Here is an 18483-nt window from a genome sequence, read left to right as displayed (position 1 = left end):
CTCAGCGCTCCACGCCGAGCACCGCCGCCCGGCACTGCGAGGGCGTCCCCCAGGCGTCGCGCAGCGGGCGGGCCTTGCGCAGCCACAGCGAGAGGTCGAGCTCCTCGGTGTAGCCCACGGCTCCGTGCAGCTGGAGCGCGGTCATGGCCGCCGCGTACGCCGCCTCGCCTGCGGTCAGCTTCGCCGCCGCGACCTCCCCGGGCGCCAGGGACAGCGCCGCCGCCCAGAGCAGCGGCCGGGCGAACTCCAGGCCGAGCAGGGTGTCCGCGAGCCGGTGCTTCACCGCCTGGAAGCCGCCGATCGGCGTGCCGAACTGGGTGCGCTGCTTCGCGTACTCCACGGTGCGGGCGAGGAGCGCCTCGCCGACTCCGAGGCACTGGGCGGCCGTGAGCAGCCGTGCCCAGTGCCCGGCGTTCCGGGCCGCCGCGAGGACCGCCGGGCCGGAGGCCAGGAGTTCGCCGCCGTCCCGCGGGAGCGAGAGCCGGCGGGAGGGGTCGGTCGAGGTCCGGGGCGGGGCGGTGGCGGTGGCCAGGCGCAGCTCCCCGGCCCGCGACACCGTGAGGAGGTGCGTGGCGGCGTCGGCGTCCAGGGCGTACGGGCTGCCGCCGGGCAGGGTCAGGGTGGCGGAGGTCTCCCCCGCCACGAGCCCCGGGAGGAACCGCTTCGCCAGGGCCTCGTCGCCGAGGTGCGTGAGGAGTGCGCAGGCGGCCGCCGTCTCCACCACCGGGCCCGGTACCCCGGCCCGGCCCAGCTCCACGAAGCCGAGGGCCTGCTCCAGCGGCAGCAGGCCCGTGCCGTCGTATGCCTCGTCGGCGGCGAGGGCGAACAGGCCGGTGCCGGCGAGCCGGGCCCGCAGGGTCAGCCCGGGGGCGTGGTCTGCTGCGCCCCAGGCCCGTACCGCCGCCGGGACCTCCGAGGCCGCGAGGAGGTCGCGGAGCGTGCGGGCGAAGTCCGACTGCTCTTCGGTCGGCAGGAAGCGCATCAGCGGCGGCCCTTCGGGAGGCCGAGCAGCCGCTCGGCGATGATGTCGCGCTGGATCTCGTTGGTCCCGGCGTAGATGGGTCCGGCCAGCGAGAAGATCCACGGCTCGGCCCATGGCCCGTCGGCGAGTTCCGCGTCGGGGCCGAGCAGGTCGAGGGCCGTTTCGTGCAGGGCGATGTCGTACTGGGACCAGAACACCTTGTTCAGGCTGGACTCGGCGCCGATGGTCTCGCCGGCGGCGAAGCGGGAGGCGTTGGCCCAGGTGAACAGCTGGTAGGCGCGCGCTCCGACCACGGCGTCCGCGACCCGGTCGCGCAGCGCGGTGTCGGTCGGGTCCCCGTCTCCGTGCCACAGCTCTACGAGGCGGTCGGCGGCGGCGAGGAACCGGCCCGGGGCGCGCAGGGTGAGCCCGCGCTCGTCGCCGGTGGTGGACATGGCGATCCGCCAGCCCTGGCCGGGCTCCCCGATGACGTCCGCGTCGGGCACGAAGACCTCGTCGAGGAAGAGCTCCGCGAAGGCGGGCTTGCCGTCGAGGCGGCCGATGGGCCGCACGGTGACCCCGGGGGCACGCAGGTCGAACATCAGGTAGGTGAGTCCCTGGTGCGGTTTCGGGGCGTCCGGGTCGGTGCGGAAGATGCCGAAGGCGCGGTCGGCGAAGGCGGCCCGTGAGGACCAGGTCTTCTGCCCGGACAGCAGCCAGCCGCCTTCGGTGCGCACGGCCCGGGATTTCAGGGAGGCGAGGTCGGAGCCGGATTCGGGCTCGGACCAGGCCTGGGCCCAGATCACCTCGCCGCTGCCCATGGAGGGCAGGACGCGGGCGCGCTGCTCCTCGGTGGCGTGGTCGAAGAGGGTGGGGGCGAGGAGGTTGATGCCGTTCTGGGAGACCCGGCCGGGCGCGCCGGCGGCCCAGTACTCCTCTTCGAAGACCAGCCACCGCTCGATGTCCGCGCCCCGGCCGCCGTACTCCTCGGGCCAGGAGACCACCGACCAGCGGTGTGCGTGCAGGAGGGCTTCCCACTCGCGGTGGGCGGCGAAGCCCTCCTCGGTCTCCAGGGACGGGAGGGGGGCAGTCGGTACGTGTTCGGCCAGCCAGGTGCGCGCCTCGGCCCGGAAGGCCTCCACGTCCGCCGCATGGTTCAGGTCCATCAGGTGTTCGCCTCCTTCATGGCGGCGGTCTTCATGGCGAATACGTCCATGCCGCCGAGCGGGTCCGCCGCCGTCTCGGCGTTGTGGGCGTGCGCGAGGTGGTGCAGGCCGAAGACGGAGTCCATGCCGGTGTGCAGGCCCTGGAGGTCCTCGGCCTGGTTGACGGCCCGCTTGGTCAGGGCCAGTCCGAAGCCGGGCATCTCGGCGATGCGCAGGGCGAGGCGGGCGGTCTCCGCGGCCAGGTCGGCGCGTTCGACGACACGGTTGACCATGCCGATCTCGTAGGCCCGGCGGGCGGGCATCCGGTCGCCGGTGTAGAGGAATTCCCTGGCGATGCGCGGGGGCATGGCCCAGGGGTGGGCGAAGTACTCGACGCCGGGGATGCCCATGCGTACGACGGGGTCCGCGAAGAAGGCGTCTTCGCTGGCCACGATGAGGTCGCAGACCCAGGCGAGCATGAGCCCGCCGGCCACGCAGGCCCCGTGGACGGAGGCGATGACGGGCTTGGGCAGCTCGCGCCAGCGCCGGCACATGCCGAGGTAGACCTCGGATTCGCGGGCGAAGCGGGATTCGGCGCCGGAGCGCTGGGAGTGGTCCCACCAGAGGCCGGCCCGGCGTTCGAAGGGCAGGTGCGCGTCGCGCTCGGGGGTGCCGATGTCGTGGCCCGCCGAGAAGTGCTCACCGGCCCCGCCCAGGACGATCACCTTCACCTCGGGTTCGTCGGCGGCGCGATAGAAGGCGTCGTCGAGGGCGTACGTCATCGCGCTGTTCTGCGCGTTGCGGTAGCGGGGGCGGTTCATGGTCACGTACGCGACCGGGCCGCGGCGCTCGTAGAGCACGGGGGTGTCGCGGGTGTCGTCGGGCATCCCTGGATCCTTCCCTAACAAGTGTTTGGTAGGTTAACGTACGGCCATGAGCAGCGTCGAGGAGTTCCGCACCGAGGTTCGGAGTTGGCTGAAGGCCCACCTCACCGGCGAGTTCGCCGCCCTCAAGGGCCGCGGCGGACCGGGCCGGGAGCACGAGGCCTTCGCCGAACGCCTCGCCTGGGAGCGGCACATGGCGGCCCACGGCTGGACCTGCGTCGGCTGGCCCGTCGAGTACGGCGGCCGCGGCGCGAGCACCGGGCAGCAGATCGCCTTCCACGAGGAGTACGCCCTAGCCGACGCCCCCGCGCGCGTGAACCACATCGGCGAGCAGCTCCTCGGCCCCACCCTGATCGCCCACGGCACCGAGGAGCAGCGGCGCCGCTTCCTGCCGCCCATCCGGGCCGTGGAGGAACTGTGGTGCCAGGGCTACAGCGAGCCCGACGCCGGATCGGACCTGGCGGGCGTCCGCACCCGGGCGGCCCTGGTCGACGGCGCCTGGGTGGTGGAGGGCCAGAAGATCTGGACCTCCCTCGCCCACGAGTCCCAGTGGTGCTTCGTCCTCGCCCGCACCGAACCGGGCTCCCGCCGCCACGCCGGGCTGTCCTACCTCCTCGTCCCGATGGACCAGGAAGGGGTGGAGGTCCGGCCCATCACGCAGCTGACCGGCACCTCCGAGTTCAACGAGGTCTTCTTCGACGGAGCCCGCACCGACGCCTCCCACATCGTCGGCGCGCCCGGCGAGGGCTGGGCCGTCGCCATGGCCACCCTCGGCTTCGAACGCGGTGTCTCCACCCTCGGCCAGCAGGTCGGCTTCCGCCGCGAGCTCGAAACCCTGGCCGAGGTGGCGAAGCGGAACGGCGCCATGGCCGATCCGCTGATCCGCGACCGGCTCGTCCGAGCCTGGATCGGCCTGGAGACCATGCGCGCCTCCGCGCAGCGGCCCGGCGTCGCCCCCTCCACGGCCAAGCTGTACTGGGCCCGCTGGCACCGGGACCTGGGCGAACTGGCCATGGACGTGTGCGGCGCGGCCTCGCTCCTCGCAGCCGGCGCGCACGGGGACCCGTACGACCTCGACGACTGGCAGCGGCTCTTCCTCTTCTCCCGCTCCGACACCATCTACGCGGGCTCGGACGAGATCCAGCGCAACATCGTCGCCGAGCGGATCCTCGGCCTTCCCAAGGAGGTACGGGCATGAACACCCCCACCTACGTCCCCGGCCACGGTCTGCTGAGCGGCCGCTCCGCCGTCATCACCGCGGCCGCCGGGGCCGGGATCGGCGGGGCCACCGCCCGCCGGTTCCTGGAGGAGGGCGCGCGCATCGTCATCAGCGACGCGCACGCGCGGCGGCTGAAGGAGAGCGAGGAGGCGCTGGCCGCGGAGTTCGGGGCCGACCGCGTCGCCTCTCTTCCGTGCGACGTCACCGATGAGGACCAGGTCCTGTCCCTCTTCGCGCTCGCCGAGCAGACGCACGGCGGGCTCGACATCGTCGTCAACAACGCCGGCCTCGGCGGGACCGCGAACCTCGTCGACATGACCGACGAGCAGTGGTCCCGGGTCCTCGACGTCACGCTGAACGGCACCTTCCGGTGCACCCGCGCCGCGATGCGGTCGTTCCAGGCCGCGGGCGACGGAGGCGGGGTCATCGTCAACAACGCCTCCGTCATCGGCTGGCGCGCCCAGACCGGGCAGGCCCACTACGCGGCCGCCAAGGCCGGGGTGATGGCGCTGACCCGCTGCGCGGCGCTGGAGGCGGCCGAGTTCGGCGTACGGATCAACGCGGTCGCGCCGAGCCTGGCCATGCATCCGCACCTGGTGAAGGTCACCAGCGAGGAACTGCTGCGCGAGCTGACGGCCCGGGAGGCCTTCGGCCGGTACGCCGAGCCGTGGGAGGTCGCCAACGTCGTCGTCTTCCTGGCCAGCGGGTACTCCTCGTACATGACGGGCGAGACCGTGTCGGTCAGCAGTCAGCACGCGTAGGACCAGAATGGGCCCGTGCCAACGAACAAGAAGAAGCAGCAGGTGACGGCGTCGCCCGAGCGCCGGCGTGAACTCCTCGACATCGCCGCCGAGGTGTTCGCCGCGCAGGGCTACAACGCCACCACCGTCCGGAAGATCGCCGACGCCGCCGGGATGCTGGCGGGCAGCCTCTACTACCACTTCGATTCCAAGGAATCGATGCTCGACGAGATCCTCTCCGCCTTCCTGACCGAGCTGTGGGAGGGGTACGACACCGTCCTCGCCGCCGGTCTCGGACCCAGGGAGACCATCGAGGCCCTCGTCACCGAATCGTTCCGGGAGATCGACCGGCACCGCGCCGCCGTCGCCATCTACCAGAAGGAATCCCGGCACCTGTCGGTCCAGCCCCGCTTCCACTACCTCTCCGACTCGCAGGTCAAGTTCGAGAAGGCATGGCTGGGGACGCTGGAACGCGGGGTCGCCGCCGAGGTCTTCCGCGCCGACCTGGACATCCGCCTCACCTACCGCTTCGTGCGCGACACGGTGTGGGTGGCGGCGTCCTGGTACCGGCCGGGCGGCCAGCACAGCCCCGAGGAGATCGCCCGCCAGTACCTGTCGATGGTGCTGGACGGGATCGCCACCCGTACCTGACCACTCGATAGAGGAGTTCCGATGCCCGAGGCCTACATAGTCGAAGCGGTGCGCACCCCCGTGGGGCGGCGCAAGGGGGGCCTGTCCGAGGTCCACCCGGCCGACCTGGGGGCGCACGTCCTGAAGGCGCTCGTCGAACGGTCCGGGATCGACCCGGCGGCCGTGGAGGACGTGGTGTTCGGCTGCCTCGACACGGTGGGCCCCCAGGCGGGGGACATCGCCCGGACGGCCTGGCTGGCGGCGGGGCTCCCCGAGGAGGTCCCGGGCGTCACCATCGACCGGCAGTGCGGATCCTCGCAGCAGGCCGTGCACTTCGCGGCCCAGGGGGTCATGTCGGGAACCCAGGACCTGGTGGTCGCGGGCGGTACCCAGAACATGTCGATGATCCCGATCGCCTTCGCCTCGCGGCAGGCGGCGGAGCCGCTCGGCTTCACGGAGGGCCCGTACCTGGGCTCGGCGGGGTGGCGGGCCCGGTACGGGGACTCCCCCGTCAACCAGTTCCACGGCGCGCAGCTCATCGCCGAGAAGTGGGGGATCTCGCGGGAGGACATGGAGCGGTTCGCCCTCGGGTCCCACGAACGCGCTCTGCGCGCCATCGACGAGGGCCGCTTCGAGCGGGAGATCGTGCCGTTCGGCTCCGTCTCGGTGGACGAGGGCCCGCGGCGGGACACGACCCTGGAGAAGATGGCGGGCCTGAAGCCGGTCATGGAGGGCGGCACGATCACGGCGGCGGTCTCCTCCCAGGTCTCGGACGGGGCGGCGGCGATGCTGCTGGCCTCCGAGCGGGCGGTACGGGAACACGGTCTGCGCCCGCGCGCCCGCATCCACCACCTGTCGGTGCGCGGCGAGGACCCGATCCGGATGCTGTCGGCTCCGATCCCGGCGACGGCCTACGCCCTGAAGAAGACCGGCATGTCCCTCTCGGACATCGACCTGGTCGAGATCAACGAGGCCTTCGCGCCGGTGGTGCTGGCCTGGCTGAAGGAAACGGGCGCGGACCCGGCGCGGGTGAACGTCAACGGTGGCGCGATCGCCCTGGGCCACCCCCTGGGCGCGACGGGCGTGAAGCTGATGACCACGCTCCTGCACGAACTGGAACGCACGGGCGGCCGCTTCGGCCTCCAGACGATGTGCGAGGGCGGCGGCCAGGCGAACGTGACGATCATCGAGCGGCTCTAGGCGCGTCCCCGCTCGTCTCGCCATACGAAATAGATCGTCTCGCAGACCGATACGATCATTAGAGTGCGGACATGAACGAGGAGCGGATACCCCGCAGTTGGCTGATGCTCGCCCTGGGCACCGGCGGCCAGACCGCCAGTACGACGGTGCTCTACGGGCTGCCCTACCTGCTCCCCGCGTTCCAGCGCGAGCTCGGGCTGTCGCTGGTGGGCGCCGGGGTCCTCGTCTCCTGCCCGATCGTCGGGATCCTGCTCGGCCTGATCGGCTGGGGCGTGGTCGCGGACCGGTACGGGGAGCGGCTGGCGCTGTCGGCCGGACTGCTGGGCGCCGCCGGGGCGATGGCCCTGGCGGCGGCCGCACCCGGGGTCCGATCGCTGGGCGCACTACTGGTACTGGCCGGGGCGGCGGGCTCCTCCGTCAACTCGGCCTCGGGACGGCTGGTCATCGGCTGGTTCCCGCCGAGTCGGCGGGGCGTCGCGATGGGGGTGCGCCAGGCCTCGCAGCCGCTGGGCATCGCGCTGGCCGCCGCCGTCCTGCCCCCGGTCGCCCGGCACGCCGGCCTGTCGGCGGCCTTCGGGCTCTGCGCCGCGCTGTGCGGGGGCGCGGGGGTGGCGATCGCCCTGTTCGCCACCGACCCGCCGCGTCCCGGGCGGGCGGACGGTGAACGGGCGGACGGTGAGCCGACGGTCGGTGAGCCGACGGCGCCCGGCCCATACCGGGGCGGCTACCTGTGGCGGCTGCACGCGGTCGCCGCGGTGTTGTGCGTACCGCAGTTCGTGGTGACCGGGTTCTCCCTGCTCTTCCTGACCGAGGTGCGCGGATGGTCCGCCGCCACCGCCGGCACGGTGCTGGCCGTGGCCGGCCTGGCCGGTGCGGGCGTGCGGCTGCTGGCGGGTTGGTGGTCCGACACGCTGGCCAGCCGGGTCCGGCCGATGCGGGTGCTGGCCGTGGCCACCGCGGCGGACCTGGCGCTGCTCACCGTCGGCGCCGCCTGGCACTCGCCGGTCGCCGTGGTGGCCCTGCTGCTGGCCTCGGGCCTGACGGTCAGCACCAACGGCCTGCACAACACGGCGGTCGCCGAGTACGCCGGCCCCGACTGGGCGGGCCGCGCCCTCGGGGTGCACGGGATGGGGCAGCACGCCGCAGTGGTCCTCGTCCCGCCGCTGGCCGGAGCCCTGATCGCGGGCCACGGCTACCCGGCGCTGTTCGCCGTGGCGGCGGTCTTCACCGTGCCGGCCATCGCCTTGCTGCCGCGGGCCGACCGGACCGCGGCCCGGGCCGCGCCGCCGGTCAAGGTCTGAAGCCCACCGCGGGCGCGCGGGGCCCCGTACGCCGACCGCTCACGCTCACGCGTGGAACTCGCGCACCACCTCGATGCGGCCCACGATGTGCGCGTTGAACTCGTCCAGCTCCTCCGCCGGGACCCACAGCTCCAGGATCGTCTCCCCGCCCGCCTGCTGGACCGGGTAGCGCTCCAGGAAGGCCGAGTCCACCTCGAACCGCGTCACGTAGCCGGCGCCGTCGTGCTTGACGTTCCAGCGGATTCAGCGGCGGGACAGCCTGGTCAGGGAGATCGTCTGGGTCAGGGCGAGGGCGCCCGTCGCGGCCTCCCAGAACACCTCCGCCCGGCCGTCGGCGCGCAGCGCATGGTCGTCCCAGGCGTAGCTGCCGCACAGCGCGATCAGCACCGCGCCGCTCGCGAGCAGGATCCGCGGGACGAACTCGGCTTCGGTGCCGTGCGGCAGCCCCGACACGAAGGCGAACAGGGCCAGCATGACCGGAATCCAGTGGGGCGCGGGGCCGCGCATCAGCAGGACGGCGGCGAACTCCGCGGCGAGGGCAAGGGAGTTGCGCACCACGGCTCCCCGTATAGATATGGGCATGCGCACATCATGCAGGGGATGTCCGCGTGCGCACCCGTCCGGGGCCCGGCTAGGCCGGTGTATCCGCCAGCCATGCCCCCGCCGCCGCCAGTGCCGTCGCCGCGGCCGGGAGCGGCAGGCCGAGGAAGCCGTGGAAGACCCCGGGGACGAGGTGGACGGCGCAGTCCACGCCCGCTTCGCCCAGCCGGCGCCCGTACGTCAGGCCCTCGTCCCGCAGCACGTCGCAGTCCGCGAGGATCAGGAGGGTGCGGGGCAGAGCGGAGACGTCGGGGGCCCGGAGCGGGGAGACGTGCGGGTGGGCCGGGTCGCCGCCGTACTGGTCCCAGTACCAGGCCATGTGGGCCGCCGTGTGGAAGTACCCCTCCGCGAACTCGGATGTCGAGGGGGACTCCATCGAGGCGTCCAGGGGCGGGTAGAAGAGGAGTTGGCCCGCGAGCAGTTCAGAGGCCCGCAGGGCCGTCACGGCCGCGAGGTTGCCTCCGCTGGAGTCCCCCGCGACGACCAGACGGGCCGGGTCGCAGCCCAGTTCGGCCGCCCCCGCGCGGGCCCACAGCAGGACCGTCAGTGCGTCGTCGGGCGCCGCCGGCCAGGGGTGTTCGGGGGCCAGGCGGTAGTCCACGGAGACCACCACCGCTCCCGAGGCGGCGGCCAGGGTCCGGCACAGGGCGTCGTGGGTGTCCAGGCCGCACAACACCCAGCCGCCGCCGTGGAAGTACACGGCCAGCGGACGGCCCGAAGCGCCCGGCGCCGGGTCGTAGATCCGGACCGGGACTCCGTCCGCGACCGCGTCCCGTACCGAGGCCACCTCCACGCCTCCTGGCGTGCCGGTCGCCGCCGCCCGCAGGGCCGCCGGGTCCCCCGGCCCGGGGAAGACGGCCGACATCGCGTCGCACAGCCGGCGCGCCTCAGGGGAAAGGGCCGCACGGGAAAGGGCCGCCCGGGAAAGGGAGTCGCTCATCGTGTCGTCATCCCGCCGTCGATGGTGAATTCCGTGCCCGTGATGTACGAGGACGCGTCCGAGCAGAGGAAGAGGACCAGCTCCCCGACCTCCTCCGGCCGCCCGATCCGGCCCAGCGGCACGTGCGACCAGTCCCGGCCCGCGACCGCCTCGCTGACCATCGGGGTGTCGATCGCCCCCGGGTGGACCGAGTTGATCCTGATGCCGTCCCCCGCCAGGTCCAGCGCCGCCGACCTCGTCAGCCCGCGCAGTCCGAACTTGGTCGATCCGTACGCCGCGTGGCCGGGGATGCCGACCAGGCCGGCGGTGGAGGAGACGTTGACGATCGAGCCGCCTCCGCCGGCGCGCAGGACCGGGGCCACCGCCTGGATGCCGAGGAAGGGCCCGAGCAGGTTGACCCGTAGCAGCGCTTCGAAACCGGCGAGGGTCTGCTCCTCCACGTGGGCCGTGCGCCACAGGGCCGCGTTGTTGACCAGGGCCGAGACCGTGCCGAAGGCGCGTACGGCCTCCCGGACGACCTCCGCCCAGCTGTCGGCTTCGGCCACGTCGTGCCGTACGTAGAGCCCCTGGTCGCCGAGGGCGGAGGCGACCGAGCGGCCCTCCTCCTCGCGGATGTCGGTGACGACCACCCGCGCCCCGGCCTCGGCGCAGAGCCGGGCCTCGGCCGCGCCCTGGCCGCGGCCGGCTCCGGTGATGACGACGACCTTGCCGTCCAGCGAGACGGGCACGGCTCAGCCCTCCAGCGCGCGGAAGTGCGGGATGACCGTCTCGCCCCACTGGCGGATGGTCTCCATGCAGGCCTCTTGCGGGACGGTGCCCATCTGGATCAGGCACATGACCTCGTCCACGCCGATCGCGCGCAGCTGCTCGACGTAGGCGATGGCGGTGCGGGCGTCGCCGTAGGCGTGCTCGGCGTTGTAGGTGCCCGTGTCCACGGGGCGGGCCGGGATGTTCGCCTCGTGGAGTCTGGCCACGAGCTCGCCCCGGCTCTTGTCCAGCGCCGCCACGTGGTCCTCGGCGGTCTCTTCGTCGGAGTAGCCGGTGGGCTCGGGAGCGTTGCCGTACCAGTGGGCGATGGACTCGGCGAAGAAGCGCTGGCCGCGCGTGCCGAGGCGCAGGGCGCGTTCGGCGTCGTCGAGGACGATGGTGGGGCAGAGGGCGGAGAGGTGGTCGTTGACCTCGCTCGACACCAGGCGGTCGCCGGTGCGGGTGGCGATGGCCTCGTCGTAGACCTTGCGCATCTCGCGGACGTCGTCGGCGCCGGCGAAGCCCATCACGAGGGCTCCGATGCCCAGTTCGGCGGCGAGTTTGAGGGTGTCGTGCTTGGAGCAGGCCATGAAGAGCGGCGGGTGCGGGTCCTGGACCGGGCGGGGCAGGATCGCGCCGGGGCCGATGTCGATCGAGCCGTGCCACTCGAACTTCTCCTCGCGCCAGGCCGAGGAGAAGATCCGCAGGGCCTCCTCCATCTGCGGGTAGGTGTCCTCGGGCCTGACCCCGTACATGGACATCTCCTGGCGGGTGGCGCCGCGCCCGGCGCCGATGTCCACGCGGCCGCCGGAGAGCACGTCGAGCATGGCGGCGCGCTCGGCGACGCGTACGGGGTGCTGGTAGCCGAAGGGCATGGTGACCACTCCGTGGCCGATGCGGATCTTCTTGGTCCGGGCGGCGACCCAGGTCAGGAAGATCTCGGAGGCGCTCATGTGGGCGTACTGGGTGAGGGCGTGGTGTTCGACCGCCCAGATCCGGTCGAAGCCCATCTCCTCGGCGAACACGGCCTGTTCGACGCAGTCGTGGATGACCTGGCGTTCGCGTTCGGGGGTGGGGTCGACGAGCTGCGCTTCGAAGATCATCGAGAACTTCACGGTACCTCCGTTATTTCGAATAGGAATACTTCTAGCAGGCATACCCCTCCGGAGGAAGAGGCACCACGAAGAGCGGTCGTAGACTGCGCTGCGTGGCAGAACAGGCGGCAGACGAGACGAACAAGCGCACGCTCCCCGCGACCAGCTGGGCGGTGCTCGGGCTGCTCTCCTTCGGGGAGGAGCTCTCCGGTTACGACCTGAAGAAGTGGTCGGACTGGTCGCTGCGCTTCTTCTACTGGAGCCCGTCCTTCAGCCAGATCTACAGCGAGCTCAAGCGACTGGAGAAGGCCGGGTACGCCTCCTCGCGGATGGTCGCCCAGGAGACCGGAACCCGCGACAAGCGCGTGTACCGGATCACCGACGAGGGCATGGCGGCCGTACGGGAATGGGCGCGCGAGGCCCCCGTCGACCCGCCGGTGCTCAAGCACGGGCCGATGCTGCGGCTGTGGCTCGGCCACCTGCTGGAGCCGGAGCAGATGCGCGAAGTCCTGACGCAGCACCAGGAGTTCGCGGAGAAGATGCGGCGGCGCGCGGTGGCCGACGCGGACGGGGCGAAGGAGGAGGCGTCCTGGGCGTACCCGACGCTCACCCTCAAGTGGGCGGAGCGGTACTACGCCTCCGAGCGCGACCTCGCCGCCGCCATGCTCGACGACATCGCGGAGCTGGAGAGCCGGCGCGCGGCCGCCCCGGCGGAACCCGCCCCGGCACCCGCCCCGGCAGAACCCGGCACCTCCGCGGCGGAACCCAGCACCTCCGCCGCGCCCGGCAAGCGCCCGTAGGCGCGCCGGAAGTAGAGCAGCGGCGCACCCTCACGGTGTGCGGTCAGGGCGGTGACCCTGCCCAGCGCGATGGCGTGGTCGCCGCCGTCCAGGACAGCCTCCAGATCGCATTCGACGGTGGCCAGGGCTCCGTCCAGCAGCGGCGCGCCGTTGCCGCCGGAACTCCAGTCGACCCCGCCGAACTTGTCCCCGCCCGTGACGGCGAACCGGCGGCACAGGTCCTGCTGGTCGGCGGCGAGGATGTTGACGGCGAAGGCCCCGGCGGCCTGGATCCTCGGCCAGGTGGTGGACGTACGCGCCGGGCAGAAGCAGACGAGCGGCGGGTCCAGGGACACGGAGGAGAAGGACTGCACGGCCATTCCGACCGGACGGCCGTCGGCTCGGCGCGCCGTGATGACGGCCACGCCGGTGCAGAAGCTGGACAGGACCGACTTCATGTCGGGCATGAGAACCTCCCCGATTATTCCTACTAGGTATATGCCTAACCGAAACACCTGTGATTGGATACCGCCCACGCTCGCTCGTCAAGTAGGGAGGGTCCGATGCCACCACCACCCCCGCCGCAGTCACCCGCCACGCTCGCCCAGCTCCCCGCGTACGCCGCCGCCGCGTACGGGGACCGCGAGGCCCTCGCCGACGGCGAGGTCCGCTGGACGTTCGCCCGCCTCGCCGAGGAGATCGGCGCCTCCGCCCGCGCCGCCCTCGCCCACGGCATCCGGCCCGGCGACCGGGTCGCGGTCTGGGCTCCCAACAGCCGCCAGTGGATCACCGCGGCGCTCGGCGCGGTGGGCATCGGCGCCGTCCTCGTTCCGGTCAACACCCGCTACAAGCCCGCCGAAGCCGCCGACATCATCCGGCGCAGCGGCGCTCGCGTGCTGTTCACCGAGCGCGGATTCCTCGGCACCGACTACGCCCGTGACCTGCACGCCTCCGGCGAGGACCTGGGCTCGCTCGCCTCCACCGTGATCCTGCGGGGCGGCGACACCCGTGATCCCGGCGACGGCCCCGGCGTCCCCGGAGCCCCGCCCGGCGCCCCGGCCGTCACGGCCTGGGACGCGTACCTGCGCGCCGGGGAGTCCGTCCCCGACGCCGAGCGGGCCGCGCGCGCGGCCGCCGTACGCCCCGAGGACATCGCCGACATCCTCTACACCTCCGGCACCACCGGCCGCTCCAAGGGGGTCATGACCACCCACGGACAGACCGTCCGGCTCTACTCCTCCTGGTCCGGGCTCGTCACCCTGCGCCCCGGCGACCGGTACCTGCTGGTCAACCCGTTCTTCCACACCTTCGGCTACAAGGCGGGAGTGCTCGCCTGCCTGCTGCGCGGCGTCACCATGCTCCCCGAGGCGGTCTACGACACCGACCGCATCCTGCACCGCATGGCCGCCGAACGCGTCACCTGTCTGATGGGACCGCCGACCGTCTTCCACGGCCTGATCCGCCACCCGGACCGCGCCGCCCACGACCTGTCCGCGCTGCGCCTGGCCGGCACCGGTGCCGCCTCCGTGCCCACTTCCCTCGTCGAGGAGATCCGCACCGCACTGGGCGCCCCCGACGTGTTCACCGCGTACGGGCTCACCGAGTCCGGCGGGGTCGTCTCCGTCTGCCCCGTCGACGCCGACGCCGACACCCTCGCCCACACCGTCGGGCTGCCGCTGCCCGACACCGAGGTACGGATCGCCGGCCCGCTCGGCGAGGTGCTGCCCGCCGGGGAACCGGGCGAGGTGCAGGTCCGCGGCTACCACGTCACCCCCGGCTACCTGGACGATCCGGGGAGCACCGCCGACGCCGTGCTGCCGGGCGGCTGGCTGCGGACCGGGGACATCGGCGTCCTCGACGCACGCGGCTACCTCTCCATCACCGACCGGCTGAAGGACATGTACGTGGTCGGCGGCTTCAACGCCTATCCGGCGGAGGTGGAGAACGTGCTCCTGACCCACCCGGCCATCACCGACGCGGCGGTGGTCGGAGCCCCCGACGAGCGGCTCGGCGAGATCGGGGTGGCCTACGTGGTCACCACCGGGCCCGTCACCGCCGCCGAGCTGACCGCCTGGACCCGGGAGCGGCTGGCCAACTTCAAGGTGCCGCGCCGGTTCACCCGGCTCGACGAACTCCCGCGCAACGCGGGCGGCAAACTGCTCAAGACGGAGCTGCGCCGTGCGGCGCGAGGGGAATCGGAGCGAGGGGAGTCGGCGTGAGCGGCCTCGGTACGGTACGGGGCTCGGCGCGCGCCCCGGAGCCGGCGGAGCCCCCGGAGCTGGCGGAACTGCGCGACGCGGTACGGGCGGTCCTCGCCCGGCATCCCGGCCACGCGGCCTGGGCCCCGCTGACGGCCCAGGTGGGCGCGGCCGCGCTGGCGGTGCCCGAGGAGTACGGCGGCCTGGGCTGCGGAACCGCCGAAGTCGGGGTGGTCATGGCGGAGCTGGGGCGCGCGCTGAGCCCCGTACCGTACCTGGGCTCGGCGGTGCTGACCGTGCGGGCGCTGCTCGCGGCCGGGGACCGGGAGGCGTGTGCGCAGCACCTGCCGGGGCTGGCGGAGGGCACGGTCGTGGGGGCGCTGGCCTGGGCGGAGGAGGGCGGCTGGGAGGCTCCCGCCCTCTGCGCACGGGCGGTTCCCGCCGGCTCCGGCTGGCTGCTGACCGGCGCCAAACGGTACGTGCTGGCCGGGCCGGTGGAGCCGGCGCTGGTGCTGGCCTTCGCCCGGACCGGCCCTGGGGAACTCGGCCTGTTCGAACTGACCGCCCCGCCCGCGTCCTTCACCGTACGGTCCACCATGGACCGCACCCGCCCCCTCGCGGAGCTGGCCCTGGACCGGACCCCGGCCCGGATGCTCTCGCCCGACGGCGCCGGAGTCCTGGCCCGGGTCCGGGACCTGGCCTGTACGGCGCTCGCCGCCGAGCAGGCGGGGGCGGCGGCGCGGGCCTTGGAGACGACCGTGCGGTACGCGAAGGACCGGGTGCAGTTCGGGCGGCCCATCGGCTCCTTCCAGGCGGTCAAGCACCGCCTGGCCGACATGCACAGCGCCGTGGAGTCCGCCCGCTCCCTCGCCTTCGCGGCGGCCGCCTGCGACGCCGCCCCGGAGCTGGCCGCGGCGGCCAAGTCGGGCTGCTCGGAGGCCTACGCGTACGTGGCGGGCGAGATGATCCAGCTGCACGGCGGGATCGGCATCACCTGGGAGCACGAGGCGCACGAGCACTTCAAGCGGGCCCACGGCTCGGCCCGGCTCTTCGGCCCGCCGTCCGCACACCGTGAACGGCTGGCGGCCCGGCTGGGGTTCCTCCCGGCCGGGTGACGGGGGACGGCGGCCCGCGGGCGCCCGCCCGCGGGCCGGGCTGCCGTACCCTCGGGCCCATGACGGGCAGTGCGATAGACCTCCGGAAGATCGAAGAGAGCGCTCCGGCGCTGGTCAGCCTCTACAAGAGCGCCGGGGTCTCGCTCCGCAAACACGGCCTGGAGGGCGGGCGCGCCTGCGTCTACCTCGTTCTGGACTACTCCGGGTCGATGCGCCCGTACTACCAGGACGGCACCGTGCAGGCCCTCGCGGACCGGGTGCTGGGGCTGTCCGCACACCTGGACGACGATGCCCGCGTGCCCGTCGTGTTCTTCTCCACGGAGGTCGACGCGCTGGAGGAGATCTCCCTCGCCGGCCACGAGGGGCGGGTCACCGAGATCGCCGCCGGGCTGGGCCACATGGGCAAGACGGCCTACCACGCGGCGATGGACGCGGTCATCGACCACTACCTGGATTCGGGGTCGGCCGCCCCGGCGCTCGTCGTCTTCCAGACGGACGGCGGGCCCGTCAGCAAGCTCGCCGCCGAGAGGTACCTGTGCAAGGCGGCCCGGCTGCCGATCTTCTGGCAGTTCGTCGGCTTCGGGAACACCCGCAGCTCGCAGTTCGATTTCCTGCGGCGGCTCGACGAGCTGCCCGTCCCGGCCAAGCGGCCCGTGGACAACGCGGGCTATTTCCACGCCGGCATGGACCCTCGGACCGTCTCGGACGCGGAACTCTACGACCGGCTGGTCGCCGAGTTCCCGGCGTGGCTGGCGGCGACCCGCGCGGCGGGCATCGTGCGCGCCTGACCCGTGGTTGTCGGTGCCCCGCGCTTTGATGGAGGTATGACGACGAACAACTGGGCCGTATTCGAGAAGGCGGAACCGGAATTCGCGGCGGCCGTCCGGGCTCGCTTCGCGCAGTTCCCGCACCACGTCCTGGCGACCCTGCGCAAGGACGGATCCCCGCGCGCCACCGGGCTGAACGTGGAGATCCGCGGCGGCGAGCTGTGGCTGGGCATGATGCCGGGCTCGATGAAGGGCAAGGACCTGCGCCGCGACCCGCGCTTCGCCCTGCACACCAACCCGGGCGAGGGCGACAAGATGCCGGACGGGGACGTACGGATCTCCGGGCGCGCGGTGGAGATCGTGGAACAGCCCGAGCTCCACCGGTACGCGGAGGAGGCGGAGGAGACCGACAGCCCGCCCCCCTTCGACCTCTTCCGCGCCGAGCTGACGGAGGTGGTCCACGTCGGCGTCGAGGGCGATGACCTGGTGGTGCGGTCGTGGACCCCGGCGGGCGGGCTGCGCACCATCCGCCGGGGCAATGACGACGAGCCTGCCCGCGAGGACACCCCCGCCTGAGTCAGCTCAGGTGCGGGCGGGCCTTCTTCAGGGCCGCGGGGTCGACGTCCACCCAGTTCCGGTCGATGTTGATGGTCACGTCTCCGTACGTGGCGTCGTGGTCGCCGCGGAACTGGTGGGCCCGGCGCGCCCCCGCCCACTGGCGGGTGCCCTCGGGCAGTCCGAGGTCGGCGTCGGTGACCGTGGCAGACAGGTTCCAGCGGGCCACCCACAGCACGTCGGGCATGGCGTCCGGGGCCTGGGCGTAGTGGGCGCTCAGCGCCTTGGCCCCGGAACTCGCCGAGACGTAGGCGGCCGCGCGGTAGTTCAGTTCGTGGAGCCGGACCGTCCAGGCGGTGAGGTAGGCGACGACCGGGCCGTCCCAGGTGGCCCGGTCGGTGTAGTTCTCCAGGTCGTTGTAGAGGACCGTGCCCTCGGCCAGCCCCAGCGCCGCGGCCGCCTGGGCGGCGCCGTCGGCGGCGGCCGTGCCCTGGTCGGTGGCCTCGGAGGGGTCGGTGGAGAGCCCGGTGGAGGAGCTGTGCCAGGGCTGGGGGCCGACCCAGATCGGCATCAGGTGCCAGCCCGCGGCGGCCTGGCGGGTCACCCACCCCGCGGTGAGCTGCGGCTGGGCGCAGGCGCGGGCGCGGCCGCCGATGTAGATGCCGATCGCTCCGAAGGGCGAGTCCTCCCGCCAGGCGGTCATGGCCTTCTGGGTGGGGGCGGTGCAGGCGTCGAAGCCCTCGCCCTTGTAGGGGCCCTGGGCGGCGGTACGGGGACCCGGGCCGGGGGCGACGACCGGCTCGGCGGGGGCCGGACCGGTGTGGGCCGGACGGGTGGGGCCCTGACCGGTGGGGTCCTGGCCGGTGGACGGGGTGAGCCTGCGGGCCCCGCCGAGCACGCCCCGTACGGTCTCGGGCGTGGCCCCGTAGGAGACGGTGGCCATCACCCCGACGCGGCGCAGGGTGTAGCGGATCTCGTTGCTGTCGCCCCGGACCTTGGGCAGGGGCTCGCCTTCGTCCGCCCCGACGGTCGGGATGTCCGCGCGCGGCGGGGCCCCGACGAGGGGCTCCAGGTGCAGGGTGTCGGCGCGGGGGGCGGCTGCGCGGGCCGCTCCGCAGTCGCCCTGGGTGCCGGCGTGCCCGAGGTAGAGGGTGGGCAGGTCGAGGCGCAGACAGGCGTCGGGGTTCCGGTCGAGGTCGACGACCCGCCAGTCGGCGGGGACGGTGAGGCGCAGCCCGCGGTAGTCGACGGGGCGGCCGTCGGCGGGGCCGGCATCGGCGGGGCCCGCACCGGTGCCGGCGGCGGTGGCAATCGGCCGGGCGCCGGTGGCTGCGGGACCGTCCGCGGCTCCGACCGGGACGGGAGCGAGCAGCGCGGCGCCCAGCAGGCAGCTCAACATCATGTGGGAGGGGAGCATGTGACCCACTGTTACCAGAAGGCCGCGGGGTTGACTCAGAGGCACGAGAAGCCGCGGGTCCGCTGTTGACGCCACGGCGACCGGACGGCGGTACGGGTGCGGCCGGGCAGCGGTACGGGGCGGCGGCCGGGGCGCGGCCGGGGCGCGGCCGGGCCGCGGTCCCGGTCCCGGTCCCGGTCCCGGTCCATGGT

At 73.3% G+C, this 18483-nt stretch carries 18 protein-coding genes and 2 pseudogenes; 10 read left to right on the top strand and 10 right to left on the bottom strand.

The window, feature by feature from the left end; translation table 11 throughout:
- Window position 1: 1 nt before the first annotated feature.
- Genes ACFXDJ_RS29755 through ACFXDJ_RS29745 form a run of 3 tightly spaced genes read right to left on the bottom strand, consistent with a single transcriptional unit; the run spans window position 2 to window position 2993 of the window.
- Window positions 2-982 carry an acyl-CoA dehydrogenase family protein gene (locus ACFXDJ_RS29755; RefSeq protein WP_384650705.1) on the bottom strand — a complete coding sequence of 327 codons (981 nt, stop codon included), beginning with the start codon at window positions 980-982 and terminating at the stop codon, window positions 2-4.
- Window positions 982-2127, bottom strand: coding sequence for an acyl-CoA dehydrogenase family protein (locus tag ACFXDJ_RS29750; protein WP_384850894.1), 1146 nt, complete (start codon window positions 2125-2127; stop codon window positions 982-984). Before ACFXDJ_RS29750 ends, ACFXDJ_RS29755 begins: the two co-directional genes overlap by 1 nt.
- On the bottom strand, window positions 2127-2993 hold the full coding sequence (locus tag ACFXDJ_RS29745; protein ID WP_384650701.1) for an enoyl-CoA hydratase: 867 nt from the start codon (window positions 2991-2993) through the stop codon (window positions 2127-2129). Before ACFXDJ_RS29745 ends, ACFXDJ_RS29750 begins: the two co-directional genes overlap by 1 nt.
- Before the next feature lie 46 nt (window positions 2994-3039).
- Here ACFXDJ_RS29745 and ACFXDJ_RS29740 point away from each other — a divergent pair, with 46 nt between their 5' ends.
- From ACFXDJ_RS29740 to ACFXDJ_RS29720, 5 genes are all read left to right on the top strand, one after another.
- Complete coding sequence (locus ACFXDJ_RS29740; protein WP_384650699.1) at window positions 3040-4188, top strand: acyl-CoA dehydrogenase family protein; 1149 nt, start codon at window positions 3040-3042, stop codon at window positions 4186-4188.
- On the top strand, window positions 4185-4970 hold the full coding sequence (locus ACFXDJ_RS29735) for an SDR family oxidoreductase (protein ID WP_384650697.1): 786 nt from the start codon (window positions 4185-4187) through the stop codon (window positions 4968-4970). The genes ACFXDJ_RS29740 and ACFXDJ_RS29735 overlap by 4 nt, the downstream gene beginning before the upstream one ends.
- A gap of 15 nt (window positions 4971-4985) precedes the next feature.
- Window positions 4986-5600, top strand: a complete 615-nt coding sequence (locus tag ACFXDJ_RS29730; RefSeq protein WP_384650694.1) for a TetR/AcrR family transcriptional regulator — start codon at window positions 4986-4988, stop codon at window positions 5598-5600.
- A 21-nt stretch (window positions 5601-5621) separates the two neighbouring features.
- Window positions 5622-6779 (top strand): acetyl-CoA C-acetyltransferase, encoded by a 1158-nt coding sequence (locus tag ACFXDJ_RS29725; protein ID WP_384650692.1) that lies wholly within the window; start codon window positions 5622-5624, stop codon window positions 6777-6779.
- A 71-nt stretch (window positions 6780-6850) separates the two neighbouring features.
- Entirely contained in the window at window positions 6851-8080 is a 1230-nt protein-coding gene (locus ACFXDJ_RS29720; RefSeq protein ID WP_384650690.1) for an MFS transporter, read from the top strand.
- Window positions 8081-8125: 45 nt separating this feature from the next.
- On the opposite strand, the pseudogene ACFXDJ_RS29715 reads toward ACFXDJ_RS29720, so the two are convergent.
- The 5 genes and pseudogenes from ACFXDJ_RS29715 to ACFXDJ_RS29695 form a co-directional block, all read right to left on the bottom strand.
- Window positions 8126-8317 (bottom strand): annotated as a pseudogene (locus ACFXDJ_RS29715) (hypothetical protein); the annotation flags it as partial.
- Window positions 8318-8323: 6 nt separating this feature from the next.
- Entirely contained in the window at window positions 8324-8662 is a 339-nt protein-coding gene (locus tag ACFXDJ_RS29710; RefSeq protein ID WP_384650688.1) for a hypothetical protein, read from the bottom strand.
- 49 nt (window positions 8663-8711) lie between these two features.
- Window positions 8712-9620, bottom strand: coding sequence for an alpha/beta hydrolase (locus tag ACFXDJ_RS29705; protein ID WP_384650686.1), 909 nt, complete (start codon window positions 9618-9620; stop codon window positions 8712-8714).
- The gene (locus ACFXDJ_RS29700) at window positions 9617-10348 is read right to left on the bottom strand and encodes an SDR family NAD(P)-dependent oxidoreductase (RefSeq protein ID WP_384650684.1); all 732 of its coding nucleotides are present in this window, start codon (window positions 10346-10348) and stop codon (window positions 9617-9619) included. The genes ACFXDJ_RS29705 and ACFXDJ_RS29700 overlap by 4 nt, the downstream gene beginning before the upstream one ends.
- 3 nt (window positions 10349-10351) lie before the next feature.
- A complete protein-coding gene (locus ACFXDJ_RS29695; RefSeq protein WP_384650682.1) occupies window positions 10352-11482 on the bottom strand; it encodes an LLM class flavin-dependent oxidoreductase in 1131 nt (376 codons plus the stop codon).
- A gap of 83 nt (window positions 11483-11565) precedes the next feature.
- Here ACFXDJ_RS29695 and ACFXDJ_RS29690 point away from each other — a divergent pair, with 83 nt between their 5' ends.
- Window positions 11566-12261, top strand: coding sequence for a helix-turn-helix transcriptional regulator (locus tag ACFXDJ_RS29690; RefSeq protein WP_384650720.1), 696 nt, complete (start codon window positions 11566-11568; stop codon window positions 12259-12261).
- A gap of 47 nt (window positions 12262-12308) precedes the next feature.
- Here the strand turns inward: ACFXDJ_RS29690 and ACFXDJ_RS29685 are convergent.
- Window positions 12309-12698, bottom strand: a pseudogene (locus ACFXDJ_RS29685) (flavin reductase family protein); the annotation flags it as partial.
- Between the two features lie 105 nt (window positions 12699-12803).
- On the opposite strand from ACFXDJ_RS29685, the gene ACFXDJ_RS29680 reads away from it, so the two are divergent.
- From ACFXDJ_RS29680 to ACFXDJ_RS29665, 4 genes are read left to right on the top strand one after another with little or no spacing between them, the layout of a single operon-like run.
- Window positions 12804-14459, top strand: a complete 1656-nt coding sequence (locus tag ACFXDJ_RS29680) for a FadD3 family acyl-CoA ligase (protein ID WP_384650680.1) — start codon at window positions 12804-12806, stop codon at window positions 14457-14459.
- Window positions 14456-15553 carry an acyl-CoA dehydrogenase family protein gene (locus ACFXDJ_RS29675; RefSeq protein WP_384650678.1) on the top strand — a complete coding sequence of 366 codons (1098 nt, stop codon included), beginning with the start codon at window positions 14456-14458 and terminating at the stop codon, window positions 15551-15553. The genes ACFXDJ_RS29680 and ACFXDJ_RS29675 overlap by 4 nt, the downstream gene beginning before the upstream one ends.
- A gap of 59 nt (window positions 15554-15612) precedes the next feature.
- On the top strand, window positions 15613-16341 hold the full coding sequence (locus ACFXDJ_RS29670; protein WP_384650676.1) for a vWA domain-containing protein: 729 nt from the start codon (window positions 15613-15615) through the stop codon (window positions 16339-16341).
- A 36-nt stretch (window positions 16342-16377) separates the two neighbouring features.
- Entirely contained in the window at window positions 16378-16896 is a 519-nt protein-coding gene (locus tag ACFXDJ_RS29665; protein ID WP_384650674.1) for a pyridoxamine 5'-phosphate oxidase family protein, read from the top strand.
- A gap of 1 nt (window position 16897) precedes the next feature.
- Here ACFXDJ_RS29665 and ACFXDJ_RS29660 read toward each other — a convergent pair whose 3' ends face one another.
- A complete protein-coding gene (locus ACFXDJ_RS29660; RefSeq protein WP_384650672.1) occupies window positions 16898-18292 on the bottom strand; it encodes a DUF1906 domain-containing protein in 1395 nt (464 codons plus the stop codon).
- Between the last annotated feature and the right edge of the window lie 191 nt (window positions 18293-18483).

The organism is Streptomyces sp. NPDC059443, assembly GCF_042750105.1.
Lineage (GTDB): Bacteria > Actinomycetota > Actinomycetes > Streptomycetales > Streptomycetaceae > Streptomyces.
The sequence above is the reverse complement of the archived record's forward strand: the minus strand, read 5'-3'. Positions and strand labels throughout refer to the sequence as shown.

Excerpts from the sequence above, each read along its gene's own strand:
- ACFXDJ_RS29755 (WP_384650705.1), bottom strand. The coding sequence starts at position 982 with ATGCGCTTCCTGCCGACCGAAGAGCAGTCGGACTTCGCCCGCACGCTC.
- ACFXDJ_RS29750 (WP_384850894.1), bottom strand. The coding sequence starts at position 2,127 with ATGGACCTGAACCATGCGGCGGACGTGGAGGCCTTCCGGGCCGAGGCG.
- ACFXDJ_RS29745 (WP_384650701.1), bottom strand. The coding sequence starts at position 2,993 with ATGCCCGACGACACCCGCGACACCCCCGTGCTCTACGAGCGCCGCGGC.
- ACFXDJ_RS29740 (WP_384650699.1), top strand. The coding sequence starts at position 3,040 with ATGAGCAGCGTCGAGGAGTTCCGCACCGAGGTTCGGAGTTGGCTGAAG.
- ACFXDJ_RS29735 (WP_384650697.1), top strand. The coding sequence starts at position 4,185 with ATGAACACCCCCACCTACGTCCCCGGCCACGGTCTGCTGAGCGGCCGC.
- ACFXDJ_RS29725 (WP_384650692.1), top strand. The coding sequence starts at position 5,622 with ATGCCCGAGGCCTACATAGTCGAAGCGGTGCGCACCCCCGTGGGGCGG.
- ACFXDJ_RS29720 (WP_384650690.1), top strand. The coding sequence starts at position 6,851 with ATGAACGAGGAGCGGATACCCCGCAGTTGGCTGATGCTCGCCCTGGGC.
- ACFXDJ_RS29710 (WP_384650688.1), bottom strand. The coding sequence starts at position 8,662 with ATGCCCATATCTATACGGGGAGCCGTGGTGCGCAACTCCCTTGCCCTC.
- ACFXDJ_RS29705 (WP_384650686.1), bottom strand. The coding sequence starts at position 9,620 with ATGAGCGACTCCCTTTCCCGGGCGGCCCTTTCCCGTGCGGCCCTTTCC.
- ACFXDJ_RS29680 (WP_384650680.1), top strand. The coding sequence starts at position 12,804 with ATGCCACCACCACCCCCGCCGCAGTCACCCGCCACGCTCGCCCAGCTC.
- ACFXDJ_RS29670 (WP_384650676.1), top strand. The coding sequence starts at position 15,613 with ATGACGGGCAGTGCGATAGACCTCCGGAAGATCGAAGAGAGCGCTCCG.
- ACFXDJ_RS29665 (WP_384650674.1), top strand. The coding sequence starts at position 16,378 with ATGACGACGAACAACTGGGCCGTATTCGAGAAGGCGGAACCGGAATTC.
- ACFXDJ_RS29660 (WP_384650672.1), bottom strand. The coding sequence starts at position 18,292 with ATGCTCCCCTCCCACATGATGTTGAGCTGCCTGCTGGGCGCCGCGCTG.